The sequence below is a fragment of the Paenibacillus sp. WG02 genome (assembly GCF_055396115.1).
Window position 1 is genome coordinate 3,115,569 of sequence record NZ_AP036016.1, and the last position, 22,748, is coordinate 3,138,316.

Here is a 22,748-nt window from a genome sequence, read left to right on the forward strand (position 1 = left end):
ATTGTATCAAAAACGAAGGGGAGTGATAGACTTGAGACGGATCAGAAATTCGATCGTTTTCTTTACCATTTGCTTGTTTGTGCTAGCTTTCGGCGTTGTTCCCGCAGCTGCGGAAAGTAGTAATTTCACTGTTTTTTTGAAATTAGATGGAATTACAGGTGAATCCGTTGCGAAAGGATATGAAAAGTGGATTCAGCTTCAAGATGTTTCATTCGAATTCGAAAATAGCTCTACATTAAACAGCAGTTCAACCAGCGGATCTGGTGCAAGTAAAGCGGTTCGGAAACCGATAGCTTTCAGTAAAAATTTTGATCTTTCTTCCGTACCTTTGTTTATGGATATGGTCATGGGAAAAACCATTGAGAAAGGCCAGCTTGTATTCGTTAAGAATGGCGAACAAAGGTTACCGATCGTAACCATCGATTTAGAAAGAATTAGCGTTAGTAAATATAACTTAAATAATTTAGATGAAAACATTGAGTTGAATTATGGAGCGATTACCTTTAAATACACAGCCTTAGGACCAGATGGGAAGCCTGCAAATACGAATACGGGCGGCTGGGATTTCATGAAGAATGTGAAAAAATAAGTAATTCACTTATTTGATTGTCCCTTTCCCTTCTGACGGAAGAGGAATACTCTAGCATAGAGGAAGCCTTGTACGGAAGGAGGAATCCCTTATGCGTCTGGTTGCTAATAAATGGTCGAAGTTCTCCGTTTTGTTGGGGCATGCCGGAGCTGCCAAGCATATTCCTAACATGCGCCGCTTTAGCGCTTCGAACCTGAAAGTCATGCTGCGACAATATGCATTTGTCGTGGCAAAGCCGATCATTGGAACCGGGGGAAGCAGTGTAGTAAAAATCAAAAAAACGGGTAACCGTTATTTGCTGCACAACAGCGGGACAAAAAGAATATATCGTTCATGGAAAGAGCTCTTTTCCACGTTAAACCAGATCCGCAAAAACCGCCCGTTTATGCTGCAGCAAGGCATTGACTTAGCTACAATTGACGGTAGACCCCTAGATTATCGCGTCAAATTGAAAAAAATGGGTCGATCTTGGAACATCCGCGCCGTTGTCGGCCGATTGGCGCGCCCAGGTCTGTTCGTCACAAACCTTTGCCAAGGCGGCACGTTGCTTAAAGGTACTCATGCGCTGCGGCGGACTTTCCCTGCTTCGCTGGTCAAATCCAAATTTGACACGATGTGCGGAGTGGCCCGAACCTGCACAAAGCTGCTCGAATCTCGCTATCCAGGCATTGGCATGCTCGGTTACGATTTCGGCATCGACAAAAAGGGGAATGTATGGATTTTTGAAGTGAATACAAAGCCTCATTAGAGACAACAACCTGAGCCAATTTCATTGGTCTCAGGTTGTTTTTGACTTATTTCATTTAAACTTAAAAATCAAAATGATCAGGGTCTGGACCCACACGGCGATGCTGGTCAAGGGCAGAAATAGCAGCCATATCGGCATCAGTTAATGAGAAATCAAAAATTTCTGCATTCGACTGAATGCGTTTTGCTTGAATGGATTTCGGAATCGTGGCCCAGCCGCTTTGCAGCTGCCAACGCAGGACGATTTGAGCGACTGATTTTCCCAAGCGATCTGCAATAGCTTGGATGACGGGCTCATGCAAAATCTCTCCCTGCATCAGAGGTGCCCAAGCGACTGCTTGAATCCCGTTGTTATCCAAAAAAGATTTAAGTTCATTTTGGACAAGTCGCGGATGACGCTCAACTTGATTAATAGCCGGTTTCACAGTTGCTTCTTTAAGCAGATTTTCAAGGTGGTGAATGTGAAAGTTGCTAACGCCAATACCCCCGACACGGCCTTCGTGATACAGAAACTCCAGCGCTTTCCAGCTTTCTAGATATTTATTTTCAACAGGCCAGTGGATAAGGTATAAATCAAGCTTTTCTACTCCTAGTTTCTTAATGCTTTCCTCATAAGCTACTATTGCGCTATCGTAGCCTTGGTCAGCATTCCATAATTTCGAGGTGATGAACAAGTCTTCACGATGAAGGCCTGTACGTTTCAAGCCACGACGAATCCCTTCTCCAACACCTTCTTCGTTCTGATAAATAGCTGCTGTATCAATATGTCGATAGCCAACGACAATGGCTTCTTCAACGGCTGAGATGACGGTATCGCCATCCTCGACCTGAAAGACGCCTAGACCTAGCCAAGGAAAAGCTTTACCATGGTTTAATTGAATTGTATCTTGTAAGTTTTTCATTTGAGTATCCTCCTAATATTGGGTGAAAAGTAATGTCCACCGGGGTTTCTGTTTATTTGATTTGAATTATGATTTCAAAGACGGTTTGCTCGATATGACCATTATGATTTACGTTCCAGCTTTGCAGATATACCTGTGAGTAGGATGGCAACGAGAACCATTAAAGCGCCAACCCATGGGGTATGAATCAGCCCAATAGAGTCGATAATAATCCCACCGACGATTGAACCAATAGCAATACCGACGTTGAACGCTGCAATATTGATCGCTGATGCAACATCGACCGCTGAAGGTACATACTTTTCAGCTAGCTGGACGACATATAATTGAAGGCCAGGCACATTCATGAAAGCAAGCAAGCCCATTAAAATAACACCAATCACGCCAACCACTTTAAATGGAGCAAGGAATGTTAAAAGAATTAGAACGGCTGCTTGAACAATAAACATCCAAAATAGTGCGCGTAAAGGATTCTTATTGGCTAATTTGCCGCCCACAGAGTTACCGAATGCAACAGCAACACCATAAATGATCAAGATAATGTTAATCATGCCTGAACTTATGCCTGTCACATCGTGCAGGAGTGGAGTTAAATAGGTGAAAGCAACAAATGTCCCTCCATAACCGAATGCCGTAATAAGAAAGCCCAGGACCAAACGGCCATTGGTGAGCAGACGAAACATATCTGAAAATTTAGCAGGTGGAGATTGCTTGAGATTTTTAGGAATGAGCGCGGCACTGGAAATGAACGCAATTACACCCAGTAAGGCTACGCCCCAGAAAGTTGCTCTCCAGCCGAAGGCTTGCCCGATAAATGTCCCCAATGGAACACCGGTAACAATGGCGATAGTAAGACCAGTGAACATGAGAGCAATAGCACTGCCCTTTTTCTCTGGTGATACTAGCTGAACAGCAATGGTCGCTCCAATGGAGAAAAAGACACCATGGGAAAATGCGGTAATGAAACGTGCAATAAGCAATATTTCAAATGATGGTGAAAGTGCAGCGACAGCATTGCCGATGACGAAAACAACCATCAGCGACATGAGCAAGGATTTCCGGCTCACCCGATTGGTGAGCGCGGTGAGAATTGGAGCTCCGACCGCGACGCCAATCGCATAACCAGAAATAAGAAGGCCAGCAAGCGTAATGCCAATGTTTAAGTCACTTGCGATGGACGCGAGCAGGCCTACTGGAACAAACTCCGTTGTTCCGATTCCAAATGCGCTAATGGCAAGGGCAAGAAGCGCCCATGTTCCTGAATTTTGCTTCACTTTATGTTGTGATGCAGATTGTATGATGGAATGATTCATATTTTGCCTCCTACTTACATGTATTATGAACGGCTGTTAGCTTTGCTTTCGCCGTCACAAGTGCTATTATAAAACCATTGAGGTGTTTTTGGTAAGTACGTACTTTCAAGTGCTATAGGGACTTTTAAGGTATATAGGTACTAAAAAGTACCCTTCGAAGCGGCTAAGTCACATCCGCAATCTCACTCAGCTCAACAAAAAAACGCCATGCCCTTCAATATCGAAGGATTAGCGTTTGGACTAGTCTTATTCATTCACGTTTCAGTCTCTATATTTGAAGGAGGATCATTTCTTCAGCAATGGTTTATTCGGCAAATAGTGTAAAGTACGGATGTTGCGTATTGTTTTGGTTTTTGCTCGCATGACAATGGAATGCGTTTCAGCGCGCTGATCCGGTAAATAACGCACGCCTTCCAAGAACTCGCCAGGTGTTACACCTGTTGCAGCGAAAATAACATCTTCAGTCCCAACCATATCATCCATCGTCAAGATTTTGTTAGGATCCTCAATACCCATTTCAATACAACGGTCGTATTCGCTGCTGTCGGCAGGCATCAAGCGACCTTGCAGCTCTCCACCTAGACATTTTAACGCTGCTGCAGCAAGTACGCCTTCTGGGGCCCCACCAGAACCGACATAAAGATCGATCCCCGCCTCAGGAAAAGCCGGAGCCATCGCGCCAGCGACGTCACCATCCGAAAGAAATTTAATCCTCACTCCAACTTTTCGCAAAGTTTTAACAAGCGATTCATGACGTTCTCGGTCTAGAATCATAACCGTAAGATCACAAACTTGTTTATTCAGTACCTCCGCTGCTTTCGCGAGTGTTATTTCCATAGGATCGTCTAGGCTTAGTATACCAACTAGTGCAGGGCCAACAGCTAACTTCTCCATATACATATCAGGCGCATGCAGCAAATTCCCTTTTCCTGCTACAGCTATGACGGAAAGCGCGTTATTCAAGCCTTTAGCCACAATATCGGTTCCTTCGAGGGGATCAACGGCTATGTCTACCTCCGGCCCATTCATACTTCCAACTTGTTCACCTATATAGAGCATAGGGGCCTCATCCATTTCACCTTCTCCAATAACGACGGTCCCTCTGATCGATACAGAGTCGAACATAGCACGCATGGCTGAAGTTGCAGCGCCATCCGCACTATTTTTATCACCTCTGCCCATCCAAGGAGCTGATGCTAACGCAGCCAACTCCGTTACTCGAACAATCTCCAATGCAAGTTCCCGTTCCATAGTTTCTCTCCCTATCCTTAGTTAGATTTCACTAGTTTTCCCATATTAAAGAAGGACATTCTATATCCTTATGATGAAAAGATTTAGCTTAATCTCCAATTTCGTCTTTGCTTACTATTATTTCTATGCATGATGTTTTCAAAATAAACAAATACCGGGCTGTTGCAGCCCGGTATTTTACAGGCATTTAACCGCGCAGCAAAATTGTGCTAGTGTTCCGCAAGTTTGACTAGAATCATGAAAGCGCTTTTACAGTAAGATAAACTCATAAATCAAATAGGGGGTAATAAAATGGCGAAGCCTAAGCTGCTTATTTTGGACGAGCCATCCATGGGTTTGGCACCGATCGTGGTCAAGGATATTTTCGAGACGATTCGCATCATCAAGTAGCAAGGATTAACGACGCTATTGATCGAGCAAAATGCCTCCATGGCTTTATCTGTGGCTGATCGCGGGTATGTGATGGAGCATGGGGAAATTAGGTTTCACGATACCGCACACAATTTGCGAACGCAGGATAACGTCAAAAAAGCGTATCTTGGTCATTAGCGAGCTAAGGGCTTGGCAATGCGCGAAATTGGGATTGCTTCGATAAGATCGCTGCTTAACGTATCCATGAGGACTTCCGCCAATAGGGGGAGGTCCTTTTTGGGACAGCCCCCTTATTAATTTTATAGAGTACCCCAAGACTTGGAATTTACAGGTCTTTTTTTGATTGGTAACAAAAAGGAAATCAAGATCGGACCGATATTTTCATTTTTTGTCGAAAAACATATACATCAAGCAAGCATGAATCGACATACGGAATGATAGATTTGGAATATGATAGATTTGTAGGTATTGGCGTAATTACTCATTGAAGGGGTTGATCGTTTTGGGCAAAAGCAAAATAGAAATATCCTCAAAAGGTATCGAAAAAACTCTTCGTAAGTTTGATTATTTGCAAGCCATTTCTGAATATATTTGGAATGGATTTGATGCAAAAGCTACTGTTGTAGATATAAAGCTGCATAAAAATGTGCTAGGCGGCATAGATCAAATTGTCATTGCGGATAATGGGTATGGCATAAATAGGAAAGAGTTAGAACGGAAGTTTACGCCATTTTTCGAGTCTGAGAAGCAAATTGATCCTCAAAAGCGAGCCAGAACGACTTCGGCTATGCATGGAAAAAATGGAATCGGTCGATTAACCTTCCATCACTTTGCTTCCGATGCAGCATGGACAACGACCTATGTGGACGGCCTTCTTAAAAATACGTATACCATTCGTATTCATTCGAAAAATTTGGACACTTATGAGGTAACGAATAACATCCTAACAGATGAAGAAGCAGGAACGACGGTAACTTTTCATAATATCATGAAAGACTTTGTCTATGAGGATTTGTTGACTTTTTTATGTAAGGAATTTGGGTGGTTCCTGGAACTTCATGCTGAGAAACATTTCGATGTTAAAATAGATGGCGTTTCCTTAGACTACTCGAGTGTGATAGCCGAAAAAGAAGGTTTTAAAATCGTTCATGAGCCTACACAAACGGAGTTTGCAATCAAATATGTTCGTTGGAAAGATCGAATCAATCATGAATATTCCAAACTTTACTTTCTCGATTCACATTTAGATGAGAAGCATAAGCAGCCGACAACTTTTAATAACAAAGGTGATTCATTCTATCATAGTGTTTATATTCAAAGTAAGGGATTTGATCATTTTGACTTTGATAGTGAAGACAATGGCGGACAATTGGAGTTATCTTTTGGAGCAAGCAGAAGAAGCGAAGCATTTCAATTCTTAATTGAAGAAATCAACATGTTTATAAAGCAAAAAAGGAAGCCTTATTTAGGTTTATTCGCGGATCATGTGATTGAAGAGTTTGCGGAATCCAAGGCATTTCCCATTTTTAAAGACGATCCTGAGGACACTACCAGAAAAGAAGAGCTGGAATCTGTCATCAGGGAAATGTGTCAACTAGAGCCAAGAGTGTTTGCCCGATTAAATCCAGAACAGAAAAAATTGGTGGCTCACCTTATTCACTTAGCGATGGGAGCGAATGAGCGGCAACGTTTGTTGGAGGCTTTATGAGATACGATGGGCGCGGAACGTAGATTAGTCATAGACAGACCGAAGTACTCTTCTGGCTAGAAAGAACCCCCCAGCCTCATCACCAGAAAGCTCACTGCCAACACCGCCTACTTGAAGGCGCTTTCCACTTGGAAAAATTCCGCCCGTAGAAGAGCCTGAGCCATTAATGGAGCAAATGCCGAAGCCCTTTCCTTCTGGGATGGAATGTCCGCACCGGCTAACCCGAAGACACCTGCTTCATCCTGATCCAATAATCGCTATTTTCAATTTTTTATTCATCCATGGATTCAGCCTTCCTATCCAGCACAATCTCGCTGCTATTATAGCATCGCATTCCGAAACGCTGCAATAATAATTGAAATTTAATTTTATCTTTAGTTTTTATTTTTGAAAATAAATTTTTAACTTAATATTCAAAATTGTATACAATTTTAGATATTAATCTTGTTTTTTTGAGCAATTATAACGTATGATGAGATTAAAATTTTAGCTCAGAGAAAATAGGGTGAACAGGGAATATATATGTCAATTAATGATAATATTTTGATAAAGATTCGTGATATGAAAGACAGCCTAACTCCTGTTGAGAAGTTGGTGGCTGATTACATTTTGGAGAATTTAGAAGAAATCCCGCATCTTTCGATTAAGAGTCTTGCCGGGCTGACGAAGACCAGTGACGCATCCGTGCTTCGTTTCTGTAAAACGATGGGGTATAAAGGATACCGGAACTTTATTGTAAGTATTTCAGCCTCAATTGGATCTATGGATGATGATGAGAAGAACCAGTACACTGATATACAACCAGGGGATGATCTATCCGTCATTATCTCTAATATTTCTCGCAATAATAGTAAATCTATAGAAGATACCCTTAGTGTCATCGATAAAAATGAAATAGCCCGTGCTGTAAAGGTTCTGCGAGAAAGCAACCGCATTGCTTTTTTCGGAATTGGTGCTTCCGGTCTGGTCGGTATCGATGCGGAGCAGAAATTTTCGCGGATCAACAAGATGTGCCATACCTACACGGACGGGCACAGTCAGCTTACGGCAGCTACAATGCTAGATAAAAGTGATGTAGCCATCTTTATTTCAAATTCAGGTAGTACGATAGAAATTCTCGATGCACTAGAAATAGCCAAGAAGAATGGCGCGTGCATTATTGCCATTACCAAATATAATAAAAGCGAGTTAGCAGATCAGGCGAACATCGTCCTGAGCATCTCGACACCAGAGGTAACTATCAGAAGCGGTGCCATGGGATCGAGAATTGCTATGCTGACGGTCATTGATATTCTTTTTGCTGGCGTAGCTAGTGCGGAATACAAGAAAGTGAAGAAATATTTAGCTAAAACGCACGATATTATAGCCAGCAGCAAGCATCGCAAATAAAAGATAAAGACAACGCCTTAGCCAGATTAAGCCGTTGTCTTTTTTTGTTGTTAAATAAAATAAAAAATCAAATGTTTATTGTGAAAAGAAATAAAATTTCAAAAACTATTGACCATCATGAAATTTTTCGCTAGTATGAAAATAGAAATTTAAATAAAAAAGGATAGGAGGATGGCTATGGATGAGTATCTCTCGGGATTGACTACGGAAGAGATTAACGAGAAAACACAGATGATGGATGAATGTACAACGGAACAAATGCTGCGGTTAATGAATGAGCAGGATGCTGAAGTTCCCGCTGCAGTGGGAGCAGAAATACCGCAAATTATGAAAGCGGTTGATATTTTGCATCATGTTCTGAAAAACGGCGGCAGAATGTTCTACGTAGGAGCTGGATCTTCTGGCAGACTCGGTGTACTCGACGCTTCTGAATGTCCTCCTACTTTTGGTATTGACCCCATGCTGGTGCAAGGTCATATCGCCGGTGGCGATGGGGCACTAAGAACGGCAGTTGAAGGTTTTGAAGATAACGCGGAGGAGGGGATCGCACTCATTGAACGGTGCGGTGTGACTGACAAGGATGCTGTTATTGGAATTACGGCCAGTGGAAGTGCACAATTCGTCATTGCCAGTTTGCAAAAAGCAAAGGACATTGGTGCAGCAACGATCGGCGTAGTGAATAACAAAAATTCGAAATTAGAGCCTGTCTGTGATGTGTGTATTGCGCCAGTGGTTGGGCCGGAAGCGATTATGGGATCTACCCGATTGAAAGCGGGGACAGCACAGAAGCTGGTTCTTAACATGCTGACGACCTGTACGATGGTGAAGCTAGGAAAGACTTATAACAACCTCATGGTAGACATGAAAGCAAGTAATATCAAATTGTATGATCGCTCGGTTCGTATCATTAGGGCAGCAACAGGGGTAGATGAAGAGTGCGCTATTACCCATTTGGAAAGCGCTTCCATGAATTGTAAGCTAGCCATTATGATGATAAAAACCGGATTGAATGCAGTGGAGGCAGAACAAGCATTGAAGCAATGCGACGGCCGTTTGAAAACAGCCATACGTACTTTTAGCAAAGTTGTGTAATTAACTCAATATCAAAAGGAGAGACTTTGAGCAACGCTCAAAGATCCCAAAGCGGAGAGACTTTGAGATGTGCTCAAAGATCCCAAAGCGGAGAGACTTTGAGCTACGCTCAAAGATCCCTATAAATGGAGGTCAATTCTCATGAAAAGAAAAATGCCCGTATTAGCATCCGTCGTCGCTTTAACCATGGCTTTAACAGCTTGCGGTGGTACTTCCGGCACGAAAGCAACAAGTACACCAGCAGGTACAACAACGACTCCAGCGGCTACAGCCGGCGCTTCAACAGCGAAAGATACCATCACGGCTTTGCTGCCGCCAGTTTCACCGAACTACCAAAAACAGTTCGAACAAATGTCCAAGGACTTTACTGCTCAGTATCCGAACCTGACGCTCAAAATTGAACCAGCAAGCTGGGAAGATATGAAACAGAAATTGGATACGCAAGTGAATGCAGGCAGCCCTCCGGATATTGCATTCGGAGGCTCTGACGGTATCCCTAAGTATTTGCAGCAAGGATTGCTCATGGACATTACGGATGCGGCAACTCCTGAGATGATTAACGACTATGAGAAAGCTCCGCTTGAATACATGAAGAACGGCAAAGGACTTTACGGCTTCCCGGCTTATATGGAAGTTCACGCACTAGGCGGAAATAAAGCGTTCTTGGAAAAGGCCGGTATCGATTGGAAGAAAGTACAAACAAGCGGTTGGACGTACGATGAATTCCGTCAAGCGGTCAAAAAAGGCGTCGTAACTGAAAACGGAAAAACGCGCTACGGCTTCGTGTTCGCTGTGAAAGGCGTTGCAGCCGTTGACTACTTGGGTATCATGGCGAAAAATGCCGGTATGCCTCATGCGTTTAATAAAGATTTGAAATATGCGTACACTAGCAAAAACTACCTAGGATTGCTCAAAGATCTTCGTCAATTGATTGATGACGGCTCCATGCCGAAAGAGCTTAGCTCTGTTGATGCTGGTAAGCGTTGGAACATGTTCCTAACAGGTCAAACGATGATCACAGGTAAAGGTCTTGCCGTGTTTGAAAATTCAGCTAAAACGAACAATGCGAAGCTGAAAGCAGCTGATGCAAGCGCTGTAAAAGACTCGATCCCAGTTGATTATGTTGTCTTGCCGGCTCCAACTTTCCAAGGTGCAAAACCATCATTCGCTACAGTCGTTGACGGTTACATGACGTTCCGCGGTAAAAAGGAACCTACGGCTGAGCACAAAGCAAACGTTGTAAAAGCGGCTTACTTCTTAGCTAGCGGTAAAAATGCTGCAGCAACAAACAGTGATCTGTTCTCTGCTCACATTACGCAAAGCGGTAAAAAAGCAGCTGAAAGCATGAAAATTGACAGAAGCCCCGAGAACGTGGCTGCGGTTGACTACATGTTGAAAAATGCAACACCTGCTCGTTCGGATATCCCGACAGAACTGGGTGCTAAAGCGATCAAATTGGAAACAGAAGTTATCGTACCTAAGTTCCAAGGTCTAATCGCAGGTGAAATTACACCTGAAGCGATGTATGAAGCTGTGAAAACCGCTGCGATTGCTGCATTTGGCGCCGATGGCGTTGTGAAAGATTAATCATACGTTGTAAACCTCGGATAGTCGTGAAGCATATTACACGGCTATCCGAACTATTTTAACCGAGTTTTCTGAAACGGGGTTTGACAAATGGCTACTCATATCGCTAAACCGATGAAAAGAAGGAGAATCAGAGGAGAAGGAGCATGGGGATATGCATTTATTGCCGTTGCTTTGGTCGTCTTTGCAATGTTCACCGCATATCCGGTCGTAAGCGCGTTTATCATCAGTCTCCAAGAATATAAACCTCTTGGTTCCACCTATGTTGGATTCGACAATTATGTTTCGACGGTGAAAGACGGTTTGTTTTGGCAAGCCATGCGCAATACCGTCGTCTATACACTTCTGACTGTACCTGTTAACTTGATCTTGTCCATGGTGATCGCTATTTTGATTCTGCCGCTCAGGAAAAAAACGCAGGGGTTTTTCAAAGGTGTCTATTACTTGCCTGTAGTTGCTTCAGGCGTTGCTTTATCCGTCGTATGGCTTTGGATCTTCGATCCGATGGAAGGCGGAATTTTAAATCAGTTGATTCATTTCTTTGGCTTCACCAATCAGAACTGGCTCGGATCAAGCAAAACAGCGATGTTTTCTTTAGTTCTAATGTCCTGGCTCTCCAGTCATGGCACGAGCATCATCATCTATCTGGCAGGTCTTCTTGGCATTGATGATACGTATTACGAGGCAGCGGAAATGGATGGAGCGAACTTTTTCCAAAAGCTGTGGCATATCGTGGTTCCTTCTTTGAAACCAGCGACGTTATTTCTTTTGGTAACGGGTGTTATCGGTTCTTTCCAAGTGTTTCAGAACGCGTACCTCATGACCGGAGGCGGTCCGAACAATGCGACTACGATGGTGGGTCTACTAATTTTCAATAATGCCTTTACTTATTTTGAATTCGGTAAAGCCGCGGCGCAATCATTGATTCTAGCACTTATTATCGCGGGAATTTCGGTTATTCAGTTTAAATATGCAGGAAAAGACGTCGAGTATTAAGGGCGGAGAGACTTTGAGCTCCGCTCAAAGATCCCTATGTTGGGAGGATAAAAAATGGCTTTATACAGCAATCATGCAGGAAAACCTAAAGTAAAAACTATTCGTAATTCAATCATTTTTATCGCCCTTCTACTTTTTGCTTTGGCGACGATATTTCCGATCTATTTCATGGTCATTTCATCCTTTGCTGATCCGGTTGAGGCCGGAGCGGTGAGCTACTCTATTTTACCAAGCAAGTTTACATTCGCTTCCTTCAAATATTTCTTTGATTACAGCGAGTATTCGTATCGTTGGATTTTGAACTCGTTGATAGTGGCGACTACCGTGATGGTGTCCAACGTCATTTTTGCCAGCATGGCTGGTTATGCATTTTCTAAACTTCGTTTTAAAGGGAGAGGCGTGCTGTTCGCGGTACTGCTTGTCTCCATGATGATTCCTTACCAAGTTACGCAAGTTCCTTTGTATATTCTAGTTGTTAACGTGTTTGAATTGCAAAATACGTACAGCGCATTAATTATGCCGGGTATCGTTACTGTATATAATATTTTTCTGGCTAAACAGTTTATGAGCAGTATCCCGAACGAGATTATGGAAAGCGCCAAAATCGAAGGGTGCAGCCAATTCACCATTTATTGGAGAATCATTCTGCCTTTGTCTAAAACGGTGCTCGCCGTAATGGCGATTCTAACGTTTATGGATAGCTGGAATACGTTCTTCTGGCCGCTGCTTGTCACCAATACGATGGATATGCAGACGATCCAAGTTGGTTTGAAAAACTTCCGCTTCGCCAATACGACGTTTATTGCGCCGATGATGGCGGGTGCTACCATTTCAGCACTGCCGATGTTTATTCTTTTCTTCAGCTTGCAAAAGTACTTCTTAGAAGGTGTAACGGTTGGTGCGGTGAAGGGCTAATTCAAGCCGCGCGTTGGGGAGGTATCACTTCAGCATGATAGTGTCCTGGGATCAACAATATCGTCAGGCGATAATCGACTTATGGAATGAAGAAGCTGTGAAAGAAGGCTACAAGGAGCTTAACGAACAAAGTTTTGAGCGTATTTTCACGGAAAACCCTTATTTCGATAGTCAAAATATGTTTATTTTATTGGAACAAAATGAAGTTAAAGGCTTTGCCTGCGGGTGTACGGGTGATGATCTGCCGCTTGGAGAAGTGGCTGGGTACATCACTTGCATCGTTCTAGCTGAAGACTTCAAAACCGATGAGATTTATCAAGGCATGTTAGACGCTTTGGAGCATCGCTTTCAGCAGCAGGGGAAAAAGCAAGGCGACGTTTTATTTTTTAACCCGATGCTATTGCCATGGTATATACCGGGGACTCCAAAGCATGAGCATAACAATGCGCCAGGTGTGCCGATTGAGAGTAAATTGTATAGATTTTTGCTGCGAGCAGGGTATGTGGAGCGTGCCAAAGAGTGCGCCATGTATTTGAAGCTGGATGGCTTCACCATCCCGGAGGATGTAAAGGCCAAAGAAAATAAAGCAGCCGCTGAGGGTTACACGGTGGAATTGTTTAATTCGGAAAAGCATAGCGGCGTAGATGAAATGCTCCAAGGATTTAATAATCTTTTATGGCAAAAGGAAATCGGGCAAAGCACGGCAGATGGTGTGCCTGTAGTGATTGCTGCATATAAAGGCAAGGTCATCGGATTTGCAGGACCCGTGATTCGTCAGGATAACGGCCGGGGCTATTTCGCCGGAATCGGCGTGCTTCCTGATCATGAGGGACACGGGTTGGGCAGCATTTTATTCTTTAAGCTGTGTGAGGCTTTTCGCTCGATTGGAACCGACTACATGTCGCTCTATACGGGCAGTACGAATCCGGCTATCCGCATCTACGAGAAGGCAGGCTTTACAACCGTCAAACAATTTTCTGTTATGAGAAGGGAGTTTGTGTGAGTGAGCGAGCAAAAGTTATCGATTCTGGCCATTGGTGGCCATGTGGGTGATGCCGAATTAACCGCAGGAGGCGTATTGGCAAGTCACTTTTTAAAGGGGGACCGCATTGCGACCCTGGCGCTGACAGCAGGCGAACGCGGCGTTCCGGCAGGTCAAGATATGGCCGAATATCGCGTGCAGAAAGTGAACGAAGCGAAAACCTTTGCCGAGATGCTTGGCGGGGAAGCGTTCGTATTCGACGACATTCCTGATGGCGAGCTGCAGGATAACCAAGAAATGCGTTTTCGAGTAGCTGACGTCATTCGTCAAGTTCGTCCGAACGTCATTATTACGCATTGGAAGAACAGCATGCACAAGGACCATATGACAACGCATCGCATCGTCAATGACGCCCGCTTTTTTGCCGCCTTGCCGACGTTTGAGCGGGAGCTTCCTGCCCATTTTGCACAGAGATTGTATTATGCAGAGAACTGGGAGGATGCGGTAGATTACCGACCGTATGTTTATGTCGACTATGATCAGGAAGCCTTTGATCTATGGGTGAAGGCCGTCTCCACGCACTGGTTCGTAACCGGCAGCAAGTCGTTCAAGTATTTGGAATACTACAAGCATTTGATGAGAGTCCGCGGCCTTGAAGCCAGAAAAGAGTATGCACAAACCTTCATGATTCCAGAAGAAAATATGCGTGTGCTCAAAACTGAATTATAACAAATAAAACCAACCTCTACATGCGGCTATTCATTCATGAATGGCCTCGTTAGAGGTTTTCTCAACATTACGTTTGGGTAGAAGCGAGTATGACCTTCGATTTGCAGTTTGCTGCCATGCACAAGGGAGATTTAGATGGATAATCTCTCGTTTAGGTAATGATTATTTTTTTGTTTCCCGGTTTGTGGGGGAAGTGGGAGTTAGGAATTTGGAGTTAGGAGTTAGTTATTTGCAGTTAGTGATGGAAGTAATAAGTAGTAAGTAGTAAGTAGTAAGTAGAAGTAGAAGTAGTAAGAATAGGAAGTAGTAAATAGGAGGGCTAGTAGAAGGCAAGTTGTACTTAGTACAACAATTTCCTCAGTTTCTTAAGGAAAAGCTGAAGATGTTGTATCGTATGCAACAATTTAGCCGTATTTCATGCTAATTAGTCACTTTTGGCTAGAATTGTTGTATTTTTTGCAACAATCGCATGAATTATGTGGATTTTCTTGCTTTTTGTTGTACAAAATACAACATTTCACGGATTAGCGTGATACCTTGGCTGAAACGTGCTAGGCATCAACTTTGACAAACAGACTTGCCAAGGGCGCGTAATCCGTTTATTTTAACCAAACAAAATGTGGGAGGCAGCTATGATCAGAAACGGTATCGATTGCATTGGGCAGTACACTCATCTATTCAAAGGGAAACGATTGGGACTAATCACGGCCCCTACCGGCTTAAACAATGACTTCGTATCCACCATTCAAATTTTGCATGAGAATTTCAATCTCACAGCCTTGTTTTCACCGGAACACGGTGTGCGTGGAGATCAAGCAGCAGGTGCCCTGGTAGAAACGTATCTGGACCCGATCACACAGGTGCCGGTGCATAGCTTGTACCGTAAGGATTCTAAGCGCCTGAGCCAGGAAATGCTTGATGAGGTTGATATGGTCGTCTATGATATTCAGGACGTAGGCACACGATACTACACATTTATATATACGATGCTATATGCTCTGGAAGATTGTGCGAAAGCAGGCAAGCCGTTTGTCATTTTGGACCGGATCAACCCGCTGGATGGAGTGACGGTAGAAGGTAACATTTTAAAGCAGGACTATCAATCTTTTGTTGGCAATTACCCGCTTTGTGTGCGTTATGGTCTGACTGCCGGTGAGGTAGCCACCATGGCTAACGATCAGATGAACTGGCAATGTGATCTGCATGTAATACGTGCTGAGGGCTGGGAGCGGCAGATGCAGTTCGTTGATACGGGTCAACACTGGGTGATGCCTTCTTTGGGGATTCCTCGGTTTGAAACAGCATTGTTGTATCCAGGTACCTGTATATTTGAAGGCACCAACCTGTCTGAAGGAAGAGGGACAACAGTTCCTTTTGAAATTGTAGGAACTCCGTTTATCAACGCTCAACAACTGGCGGACGACATGAACGGCAAGAAACTGCCTGGGGTCGTTTTCCGTCCGGTTTATTTTAAACCGACCTTTTCCAAATTTCAGGGGGAGTCTTGCAGTGGTGTGCAGCTTCATGTGCTGGATACCCGAACGATTCGTCCTTTGGAGACAGCGATCACATTGATGTATACCATTAAGCGTAACTATGAACAATTTTCGTTCCTTCCACCGCTGAAAGAGGGATCCAGGCCTTTTATTGATTTATTGTGCGGGGATAAGGTGTATCGTGAAGATCCATTAGATGTTTCGGTGCTGTTGGAGCAATTTCGGGACGAAAGTCGGGAATTTGCAAACATGAAACAGCAGTATCATTTGTATTAAGGCGTTTAAGAGCGACTAATGAGTTACTTTAAAATGTCTGGAATCAAATAGAAAAACAGCAAAAAGCGTAGAGTGCCGTGATGAGGCAGTATACGCTTTTTTTGCTGTTTAATGTGTTTGTCTAAGACTGGATTGTGTGCGTTTTTCTAAAGGTGTTTGGCGTAATTCCCTCGCTTTTTTTAAAAAGTTTAATGAAATAACTCGGACTCTCAAAACCAACCTTCTCGGAAATGCATTTCACCTCTAAGTCAGGAAATTGCTGAAGAAACTCTTTGGCTTTTTGGATCCGAAAACGATTGATGTACTCGAAGGGCCTTGTGCCTAACGTATTTTGAAATAAAACACACGTATAATGAGGCGTTACTGTTAATTGGTTTGCCAGATTCTGAAGGGTGATGGGTTTATCAAAGTGATTGGCAATATAGTCGATAACCGGCTTCAAATGTTCATATTGATCATGATTGGAACGGTTGTCCGATATGGATGTGTATCGAAATAATTCCAGTAATAGGCCGTATAGCAGCTGGGAGCCATCGTAGCTCGATAAATATTTCCGAATGCTATATAGATGATTAATTTCATTGATTCTTGCCTGTAAAATCTCAGGTTTAGAAATATAAAGAACGATGGATTCATGGAAATGAAAAGAGCGAAGGAGAGATTCGGCGAAATTCCCGTTAAATTCGACCCATTGAACCGTCCAAGGCTCAATAATAGGATAATAACGGTGAGGGACCCCCGGGTAGAGCAGCATGCCTTGACCTTTGGAGAGTGTGGTTGATTTTCCTTCGATCTCAAGCATCCCTTGTCCGTCAAAACATTGAATCCATTGATATCCCTTATATCCTGCTTTTCTTATGACTTGAGGCTGATTAACCCAGTATCCGGTTGAGACGAGATAGAGGGGCAAATTAAAGTCGATATCGGTTAATACGTTCCAGTAAAAATGTTTCATCTCGATCACTCACTCATTGAGAATATTAATATTGTTATATTATCATAAATATCCTACTATTGTTGATCGAATTTTATCGTTTTATAATTATCAATAAAATTATATAACTGAATGATAATAATTCGGAAAGAGGCGTCTACATGGAATTTCAACCGTCAAGAGTTAGAGAAAATTTCGATCGGGATTGGTTTTTCCACAAGGGTGACATTGCGATGAAATATGCCGTAAAAGCAGGGAAGACGGGAGGTATCACAGACAACGGGAAGCGGGAAGACGGGGAATGGCTTGAAATCGCCTACGTTGACAAGGATTCAGGAGAGATCCCCATCCCTAAGGACTGGAGTAGGGTCAATATTCCTCATGATTGGGTCGTGGAAGGGAATGTGGTGAATGACCCGAACTTAGGAAGCCGGCCAGGCAGCCATGGCTATTTGCCTACTGGGATCGGCTTTTACCGGAAAATGTTCGCGATTCCTTCCCAAGACTATGGGAGAAAAATTAGTATACATTTCGATGGCGTAATGGGCGTAAGCACCGTCTGGCTCAATGGACATCTGATCGGTACACACAATAGCGGGTATACCGGAGTTCATTACGATATTTCGGATATTGTACGCTACGGTGATGAAGGAAATAACGTGATTGTGGTTAAGGTGGACGCCACACGGTACGAAGGCTGGTGGTATGAAGGCGGCGGTATTTACCGACATATATGGTTACAGAAAACCAACAAACTGCACGTTGTGCATTGTGGAACTTACGTGACGACACCTCAAGTTACGGAGCAGGCAGCAGATGTTGTCATAAGCACTGTCTTGCACAACGAGTACGAGAATGATCGGTTGTGCGAACTCAAATCGACAATTGTGAATGCTGAGGGTGGCATCGTCGCTTCTGTTTCCGATAACATAATTGTTTCGCGGCTTGATCAAAGTGAAATCAAACAATCGCTATCTGTAGCCAACCCGCAGCTTTGGTCACCGGATCATCCGTACCTATATAAATTGATAACGGAAGTGAGGACAAGAGACCAACTCGTCGATACGTATGAAACGACCTTCGGAATACGCACTATCGAGTTTACGAGAAACGGTTTTATTTTAAATGGGGAGCCGACTCTCATCAAAGGAACATGCAACCATCAAGACTTCGCAGGTGTCGGGGTTGCTTTACCAGACCGAGTTAATGAATATAAGCTTCAATTGTTGAAAGAAATGGGCTGCAATGCTTACAGAAGCGCTCATCATCCGCCGACTCCAGAATTACTCGATATTTGCGACCGGCTAGGTCTGATGGTCATCGATGAGAACCGCAAGCTGGATAGCTCATCTGATGGAATAGCCGATCTCAAGAGCATGATCGTGAGGGATCGCAATCATCCTTCGATTATTATATGGTGTATGGAGAATGAAGAGATATTGGAAGGGAAGGTCACAGGAGCCCGAATTCTTCGTTCACTTGTTAATGTGACTCACAAACTAGATTCGACCCGACCAACACTTGCGGCCATGAATCATGGGTGGAATGATGAGGGCTACAGCGATCAAGTGGAAATTGTAGGATATAATTATGGTCAGAGAAATAATCAAGATGTAACGGATCACTATGCCTACACATCACGGATCATGATCGGAAGTGAGAGTGCAAGCAGTACAACGACCCGTGGAATCTATGAGATTGATACGGAGAGAGGGTATTGTCCTGCTTATGAGGGAGTGTTCATGCCTTCATGGTCTTGCACGGTGGAAAAGGCGTGGAACGACCTTCTGGAGAATCCATTCTTGACAGGCATTTTCCTTTGGACAGGTTTCGATTACAGGGGAGAACCATCTCCGTACAGATGGCCCTGTATTAATTCTCATTTTGGTATCATGGACACGTGTGGATTCCCGAAGGATGTTTATTATTATCTCAAATCCGTTTGGACGGATGAGCCTATGATTCATCTGATGCCGCATTGGAATTGGGGAGGAAAAGTCGGCGAGTTGATTGAAGTATGGGTATATACCAATGGTGATCACGTAGAGCTTTCATTGAATGGACAAAGCCTTGGCAATAAACCTATGGTCAAAGCAGGACATTTGGAGTGGAAAGTCCCTTATGAACCCGGTGAACTCGTTGCTATTGCCTACAAGCAAGGCGTTCAATTCGCTGTGAAAAAAGTTCAAACCGTTGATGTGCCTTACCTCATTCATATGGAGCCGGATCGGACGGAGATTCATGCAGATGGAATGGACGTCTCCCTAGTCAAAGTATCGATTCGAGACGAGCAGGGCCGTGTTGTTCCAATTGCTGACAATGAAGTGGTTTTTGCATTGGAGGGGGCTGGAACCATTTTGGGCGTTGGAAATGGGAATCCTAGCAGTCATGAACCGGATAAGGCGAATCGTCGACGGGTCTTTAACGGGTATTGTCTAGTATTGATACAAGCCAACGAAATGTCTGGAGACATTGTTCTAACGGGCACATCGGTTGGCCTGCAATCTGCTAAGCTTTCCTTGAAAGCTCGTTAATCATTGGGCAGGAGTAAAGGAGATAAATCGAATGAATCACGATAAGCAGCACGCCAGTAACCATTCTCTGCCATGGAATCTTGAAGCGCTCGATCAAGCAGCGCGCGTGTTTCCTGTTCCTGATAGGGACGAAGGAGATATCAAGGCGATATTTTATGAAGGGCTCCCTTATCAAGGAAAGCCCACCCGCGTTTTTGCTTATTATGCCGTACCCGAATCAACCTTGGATGCCAAAGTCCCGGGTGTGGTTCTGGTGCACGGTGGAGGGGGGACCGCATTCAAAGAATGGGTACGGATATGGGTGGATCGGGGATATGCCGCCATCGCTATGGATCTAGAAGGGCACATAGATGCCGATAAGAACAGCGATGGTCTGCGGCCTGGACACGATTGGAGTGGACCGTCCCGACAAGGAGAATTCGCAGATTATGAGCTTCCTATAGAAGATCAATGGATGTATCATGCAGTTGCCGATGTCATTCTAGCCCACTCTATCCTGCGTTACTTGGATACGGTTGACAGGACTAAGATCGGTGTTCACGGGATTTCTTGGGGTGGAATCGTCACCAGTCTCGTGGCCGGAGTAGACGAACGCTTTTCCTTTGCTATTCCTGTGTATGGATGTGGATATTTATACGAGGCGAGCAATCAGTATGGTCAAGGTTTTGCTAAGATGCCTACAGACGTCGCCGAAAAGATGAAGCAAACGTGGGACCCGTCAGCTTATTTCGATCGCATTTCGATCCCGATGCTGTGGGTGAACTGGAGCCATGATCCTCATTTTCCGCTTCATTTGTTCAGCAAATCTTATCAAGCCTCACAGCGTGGTGTGAACCCATCGAGCCTTAGCATTCAATTTGGTTTAAGACATTCCCATGCTGCCGGATGGAAGCCTCAAGAAATTTATACGTTCGCAGATCATATAACACTTGGGGGGCCAGCACTCACTCAGATTTCGCAGCAAGAAATTAGCGGGCTTAAGGTGAAGGTCATGTTTACTTCGGAAATTCCCGTAGTAAAGGCTGAATTACGCTATGCCTCTAATACCTCGAATTGGTTCGAGGTGGAATGGTTCAGCAAGGAAGCAGATATCAACCATTCCACAAATGAAATTCATGCGATTCTTGCGGAAGATACGACGGCTTATTTCATTCAAATCACAGATGAGCGAGGATGTATCGTTAGTACGCCTGTTTATTTTGTTGCTTCCTAAGGAAAGCTGAAGGGAAATCACAATCTATCCTTTTCCAAAAGAAACACAAGAGCAGTGTAAAAAAATACATGCCTATTGGTTATTGGGAAGATTATGATAGGAATAACCAAGTGAAACTTGTAAAATTTTTGAAAAAGAGGTGGGCGCGTGAAGCAAATATGGGGTAAAGTATGGCTCGGTGTCTTGGCGATCAGCGTAATTTCAGGATGCAGTAGTGAAGTTGCACAAAAGAAAGGTGAGACAGCAAAGGTCAACGAACCGTTAAAATTTTCAATGTCGATCACGACGTCAGGGAATAAATATGCTGAGAAATCAGCGGATGTCAATAAAGAAAAGTGGGTTAACAAGCTCGAGGAGCTAACCAAAGCGGATCTAGACATCCGGATGATTCCACTCAAAGATTTCGATGCCAAAATGTCTTTGATGTTTTCCTCCAACGATATTCCTGATGTCGTGCAAAATGTTGGAGGCGCTACCACAAAAGGCATGTCTGGCTCCGTAGAAGCCGGTGTGTTCATGCCGCTCGATGACCTGCTCAAACAATATGCCCCGAATATTATGAAAGCGGTACCGAAAGAGGCTTGGCAAGAAACGAGCTTCAACGGAAAAATCTATGGGATTCCTTCTTGGTTGTCAAATCCATCAAGACGTGCGACTTTCATTCGAGCTGATCTGCTCGCTCAAACGGGTCTGCCAGCACCAAAAACGGTTGATGATTTCTTAAATGTGATGAGAGCTTTTAAGAAACTTGGTGTCGAAAACCCCTATCAATTGCGTGAGAACTTCAAATATGCGGATACCCTATTAGGAGCGTATGATGTTCTTCCGTCCCAATTCGAAGTGCAGGGAGATCAAGTGGTACCGAAATTTTTTGATGTAGAGAATATGTCAAAAGCACTTCAAGCGTACAAAACCATGTTCGATGAAGGTTTAATTCCGAAGGATTTTGCTTCCATTTCCTCTACGGACTACGGCAAGAACATCGATGCCGGCAAGGTCGGGATGTGGTCGGCCAACGCAGCGGGATTGTCCAATTACCGTAATAAAGTTAAATCGGCCGTACCCGCAGCGAAAATCGACATTATTCCATCTCCGCGCGGACCTGAGAATCGAGGAGGTCACTTACTGTATTCCAGCATTAATACTTCCTACTACTTGAATAGCAAGTTATCGAAGGACAAGGCCATTAAAATCATTCAATTCTTTGAATGGATGACGACACCGGAAGCAGAGAAATATTTCTCTTTCGGCATCGAGGGTGATACGTACTCCATGGAGAATGGCAAGGTTAAGTTTACGCCGCCAACCAAGCCAGAGGAGATTGATGAGGATGGATTCCGAGGCATGTTCTGGTTCGTCCATGATGCCAAGTACAACAAAGCTAGAGAAGAGTTGACACCAGAAGGCCGCGATATGATGCAGTATTTGGATACTGTCGTTTCCAAAGAGGGTCTTGGATCGGTACGCTTTGTACCCAATCTTGAATCCTTCTCCCGATATCCGGATTTGGCGCCGCTCGGAGATGACGTTGGACCTAAACAGGTCATCGACCATATGGTCAAAATGATCTACGGCAAAGAGCCGATATCAGACTGGCCGAAAGTCATTGAAGAATATAAGAGCAAAGGCGGAAATGAAATTCTGAAGGAAGCGTCGGAGCGTTATAAAAAAGGCTCAGGCGTGATTGTTTCGAGCAATCGAGGTTGAGCTGCTCATACACGTA

At 43.9% G+C, this 22,748-nt stretch carries 19 protein-coding genes; 15 read left to right on the forward strand and 4 right to left on the reverse strand.

The genetic code is table 11. The features are described 5' to 3' along the window. Positions 1–31 precede the first annotated feature (31 nt). Both ACBP55_RS13830 and ACBP55_RS13835 read left to right on the forward strand, forming a co-directional pair. Entirely contained in the window at positions 32–589 is a 558-nt protein-coding gene (locus ACBP55_RS13830) for an Hcp family type VI secretion system effector (protein WP_464652333.1), read from the forward strand. Positions 590–680: 91 nt separating this feature from the next. After that, the gene (locus ACBP55_RS13835) at positions 681–1,337 is read left to right on the forward strand and encodes a YheC/YheD family protein (RefSeq protein WP_464652335.1); all 657 of its coding nucleotides are present in this window, start codon (positions 681–683) and stop codon (positions 1,335–1,337) included. Positions 1,338–1,398: 61 nt separating this feature from the next. On the opposite strand, the gene ACBP55_RS13840 is transcribed toward ACBP55_RS13835, so the two are convergent. The 3 genes from ACBP55_RS13840 to glpX form a co-directional block, all read right to left on the reverse strand. Then, positions 1,399–2,238, reverse strand: coding sequence for an aldo/keto reductase (locus tag ACBP55_RS13840; RefSeq protein ID WP_464652337.1), 840 nt, complete (start codon positions 2,236–2,238; stop codon positions 1,399–1,401). 101 nt (positions 2,239–2,339) lie between these two features. Continuing rightward, positions 2,340–3,551, reverse strand: a complete 1,212-nt coding sequence (locus ACBP55_RS13845) for an MFS transporter (RefSeq protein ID WP_464652339.1) — start codon at positions 3,549–3,551, stop codon at positions 2,340–2,342. Positions 3,552–3,836: 285 nt separating this feature from the next. Next, positions 3,837–4,802, reverse strand: a complete 966-nt coding sequence (gene glpX / locus ACBP55_RS13850) for a class II fructose-bisphosphatase (protein ID WP_464652341.1) — start codon at positions 4,800–4,802, stop codon at positions 3,837–3,839. Positions 4,803–5,210: 408 nt separating this feature from the next. On the opposite strand from glpX, the gene ACBP55_RS13855 reads away from it, so the two are divergent. The 10 genes from ACBP55_RS13855 to ACBP55_RS13900 all read left to right on the forward strand — a co-directional run bounded on the left by ACBP55_RS13855 (position 5,211) and on the right by ACBP55_RS13900 (position 16,344). Beyond that, positions 5,211–5,351 carry a hypothetical protein gene (locus ACBP55_RS13855; protein WP_464652343.1) on the forward strand — a complete coding sequence of 47 codons (141 nt, stop codon included), beginning with the start codon at positions 5,211–5,213 and terminating at the stop codon, positions 5,349–5,351. Between the two features lie 325 nt (positions 5,352–5,676). Beyond that, positions 5,677–6,882, forward strand: coding sequence for an ATP-binding protein (locus tag ACBP55_RS13860; protein ID WP_464652345.1), 1,206 nt, complete (start codon positions 5,677–5,679; stop codon positions 6,880–6,882). 522 nt (positions 6,883–7,404) lie between these two features. After that, positions 7,405–8,271 (forward strand): MurR/RpiR family transcriptional regulator, encoded by an 867-nt coding sequence (locus tag ACBP55_RS13865; protein WP_029193759.1) that lies wholly within the window; start codon positions 7,405–7,407, stop codon positions 8,269–8,271. A gap of 177 nt (positions 8,272–8,448) precedes the next feature. Further along, positions 8,449–9,363: an N-acetylmuramic acid 6-phosphate etherase gene (gene murQ / locus ACBP55_RS13870; RefSeq protein ID WP_464652347.1), complete on the forward strand. Its 915-nt coding sequence runs from the start codon at positions 8,449–8,451 to the stop codon at positions 9,361–9,363. 141 nt (positions 9,364–9,504) lie between these two features. Further along, positions 9,505–10,950, forward strand: coding sequence for an ABC transporter substrate-binding protein (locus ACBP55_RS13875; RefSeq protein ID WP_464652349.1), 1,446 nt, complete (start codon positions 9,505–9,507; stop codon positions 10,948–10,950). 90 nt (positions 10,951–11,040) lie between these two features. Further along, positions 11,041–11,946, forward strand: coding sequence for a carbohydrate ABC transporter permease (locus ACBP55_RS13880; protein WP_029193762.1), 906 nt, complete (start codon positions 11,041–11,043; stop codon positions 11,944–11,946). A gap of 54 nt (positions 11,947–12,000) precedes the next feature. Continuing rightward, positions 12,001–12,861: a carbohydrate ABC transporter permease gene (locus ACBP55_RS13885; RefSeq protein WP_029193763.1), complete on the forward strand. Its 861-nt coding sequence runs from the start codon at positions 12,001–12,003 to the stop codon at positions 12,859–12,861. 34 nt (positions 12,862–12,895) lie between these two features. Further along, a complete protein-coding gene (locus ACBP55_RS13890) occupies positions 12,896–13,864 on the forward strand; it encodes a GNAT family N-acetyltransferase (RefSeq protein ID WP_464652351.1) in 969 nt (322 codons plus the stop codon). Beyond that, positions 13,865–14,572, forward strand: coding sequence for a PIG-L deacetylase family protein (locus ACBP55_RS13895; protein WP_029193765.1), 708 nt, complete (start codon positions 13,865–13,867; stop codon positions 14,570–14,572). Between the two features lie 632 nt (positions 14,573–15,204). Beyond that, the gene (locus tag ACBP55_RS13900) at positions 15,205–16,344 is read left to right on the forward strand and encodes an exo-beta-N-acetylmuramidase NamZ family protein (protein WP_464652353.1); all 1,140 of its coding nucleotides are present in this window, start codon (positions 15,205–15,207) and stop codon (positions 16,342–16,344) included. A gap of 121 nt (positions 16,345–16,465) precedes the next feature. On the opposite strand, the gene ACBP55_RS13905 is transcribed toward ACBP55_RS13900, so the two are convergent. After that, a complete protein-coding gene (locus ACBP55_RS13905) occupies positions 16,466–17,299 on the reverse strand; it encodes an AraC family transcriptional regulator (RefSeq protein WP_464652355.1) in 834 nt (277 codons plus the stop codon). A 140-nt stretch (positions 17,300–17,439) separates the two neighbouring features. Here ACBP55_RS13905 and galA point away from each other — a divergent pair, with 140 nt between their 5' ends. From galA to ACBP55_RS13920, 3 genes are all read left to right on the forward strand, one after another. Then, positions 17,440–19,812, forward strand: a complete 2,373-nt coding sequence (gene galA, locus ACBP55_RS13910; RefSeq protein WP_464652356.1) for a beta-galactosidase GalA — start codon at positions 17,440–17,442, stop codon at positions 19,810–19,812. Positions 19,813–19,843: 31 nt separating this feature from the next. Further along, on the forward strand, positions 19,844–21,025 hold the full coding sequence (locus ACBP55_RS13915) for an alpha/beta hydrolase family protein (RefSeq protein WP_464652358.1): 1,182 nt from the start codon (positions 19,844–19,846) through the stop codon (positions 21,023–21,025). A gap of 147 nt (positions 21,026–21,172) precedes the next feature. Then, entirely contained in the window at positions 21,173–22,732 is a 1,560-nt protein-coding gene (locus ACBP55_RS13920; RefSeq protein ID WP_464652360.1) for a type 2 periplasmic-binding domain-containing protein, read from the forward strand. Positions 22,733–22,748 lie beyond the last annotated feature (16 nt).

Coding starts and splice junctions, on each gene's coding strand:
- glpX (WP_464652341.1), bottom strand. CDS start 4,802: ATGGAACGGGAACTTGCATTGGAGATTGTTCGAGTAACGGAGTTGGCT.
- ACBP55_RS13840 (WP_464652337.1), bottom strand. CDS start 2,238: ATGAAAAACTTACAAGATACAATTCAATTAAACCATGGTAAAGCTTTT.
- ACBP55_RS13915 (WP_464652358.1), top strand. CDS start 19,844: ATGAATCACGATAAGCAGCACGCCAGTAACCATTCTCTGCCATGGAAT.
- ACBP55_RS13905 (WP_464652355.1), bottom strand. CDS start 17,299: ATGAAACATTTTTACTGGAACGTATTAACCGATATCGACTTTAATTTG.
- ACBP55_RS13845 (WP_464652339.1), bottom strand. CDS start 3,551: ATGAATCATTCCATCATACAATCTGCATCACAACATAAAGTGAAGCAA.
- murQ (WP_464652347.1), top strand. CDS start 8,449: ATGGATGAGTATCTCTCGGGATTGACTACGGAAGAGATTAACGAGAAA.
- ACBP55_RS13880 (WP_029193762.1), top strand. CDS start 11,041: ATGGCTACTCATATCGCTAAACCGATGAAAAGAAGGAGAATCAGAGGA.
- ACBP55_RS13865 (WP_029193759.1), top strand. CDS start 7,405: ATGTCAATTAATGATAATATTTTGATAAAGATTCGTGATATGAAAGAC.
- ACBP55_RS13875 (WP_464652349.1), top strand. CDS start 9,505: ATGAAAAGAAAAATGCCCGTATTAGCATCCGTCGTCGCTTTAACCATG.
- ACBP55_RS13900 (WP_464652353.1), top strand. CDS start 15,205: ATGATCAGAAACGGTATCGATTGCATTGGGCAGTACACTCATCTATTC.
- ACBP55_RS13885 (WP_029193763.1), top strand. CDS start 12,001: ATGGCTTTATACAGCAATCATGCAGGAAAACCTAAAGTAAAAACTATT.
- galA (WP_464652356.1), top strand. CDS start 17,440: ATGGAATTTCAACCGTCAAGAGTTAGAGAAAATTTCGATCGGGATTGG.
- ACBP55_RS13835 (WP_464652335.1), top strand. CDS start 681: ATGCGTCTGGTTGCTAATAAATGGTCGAAGTTCTCCGTTTTGTTGGGG.
- ACBP55_RS13890 (WP_464652351.1), top strand. CDS start 12,896: ATGATAGTGTCCTGGGATCAACAATATCGTCAGGCGATAATCGACTTA.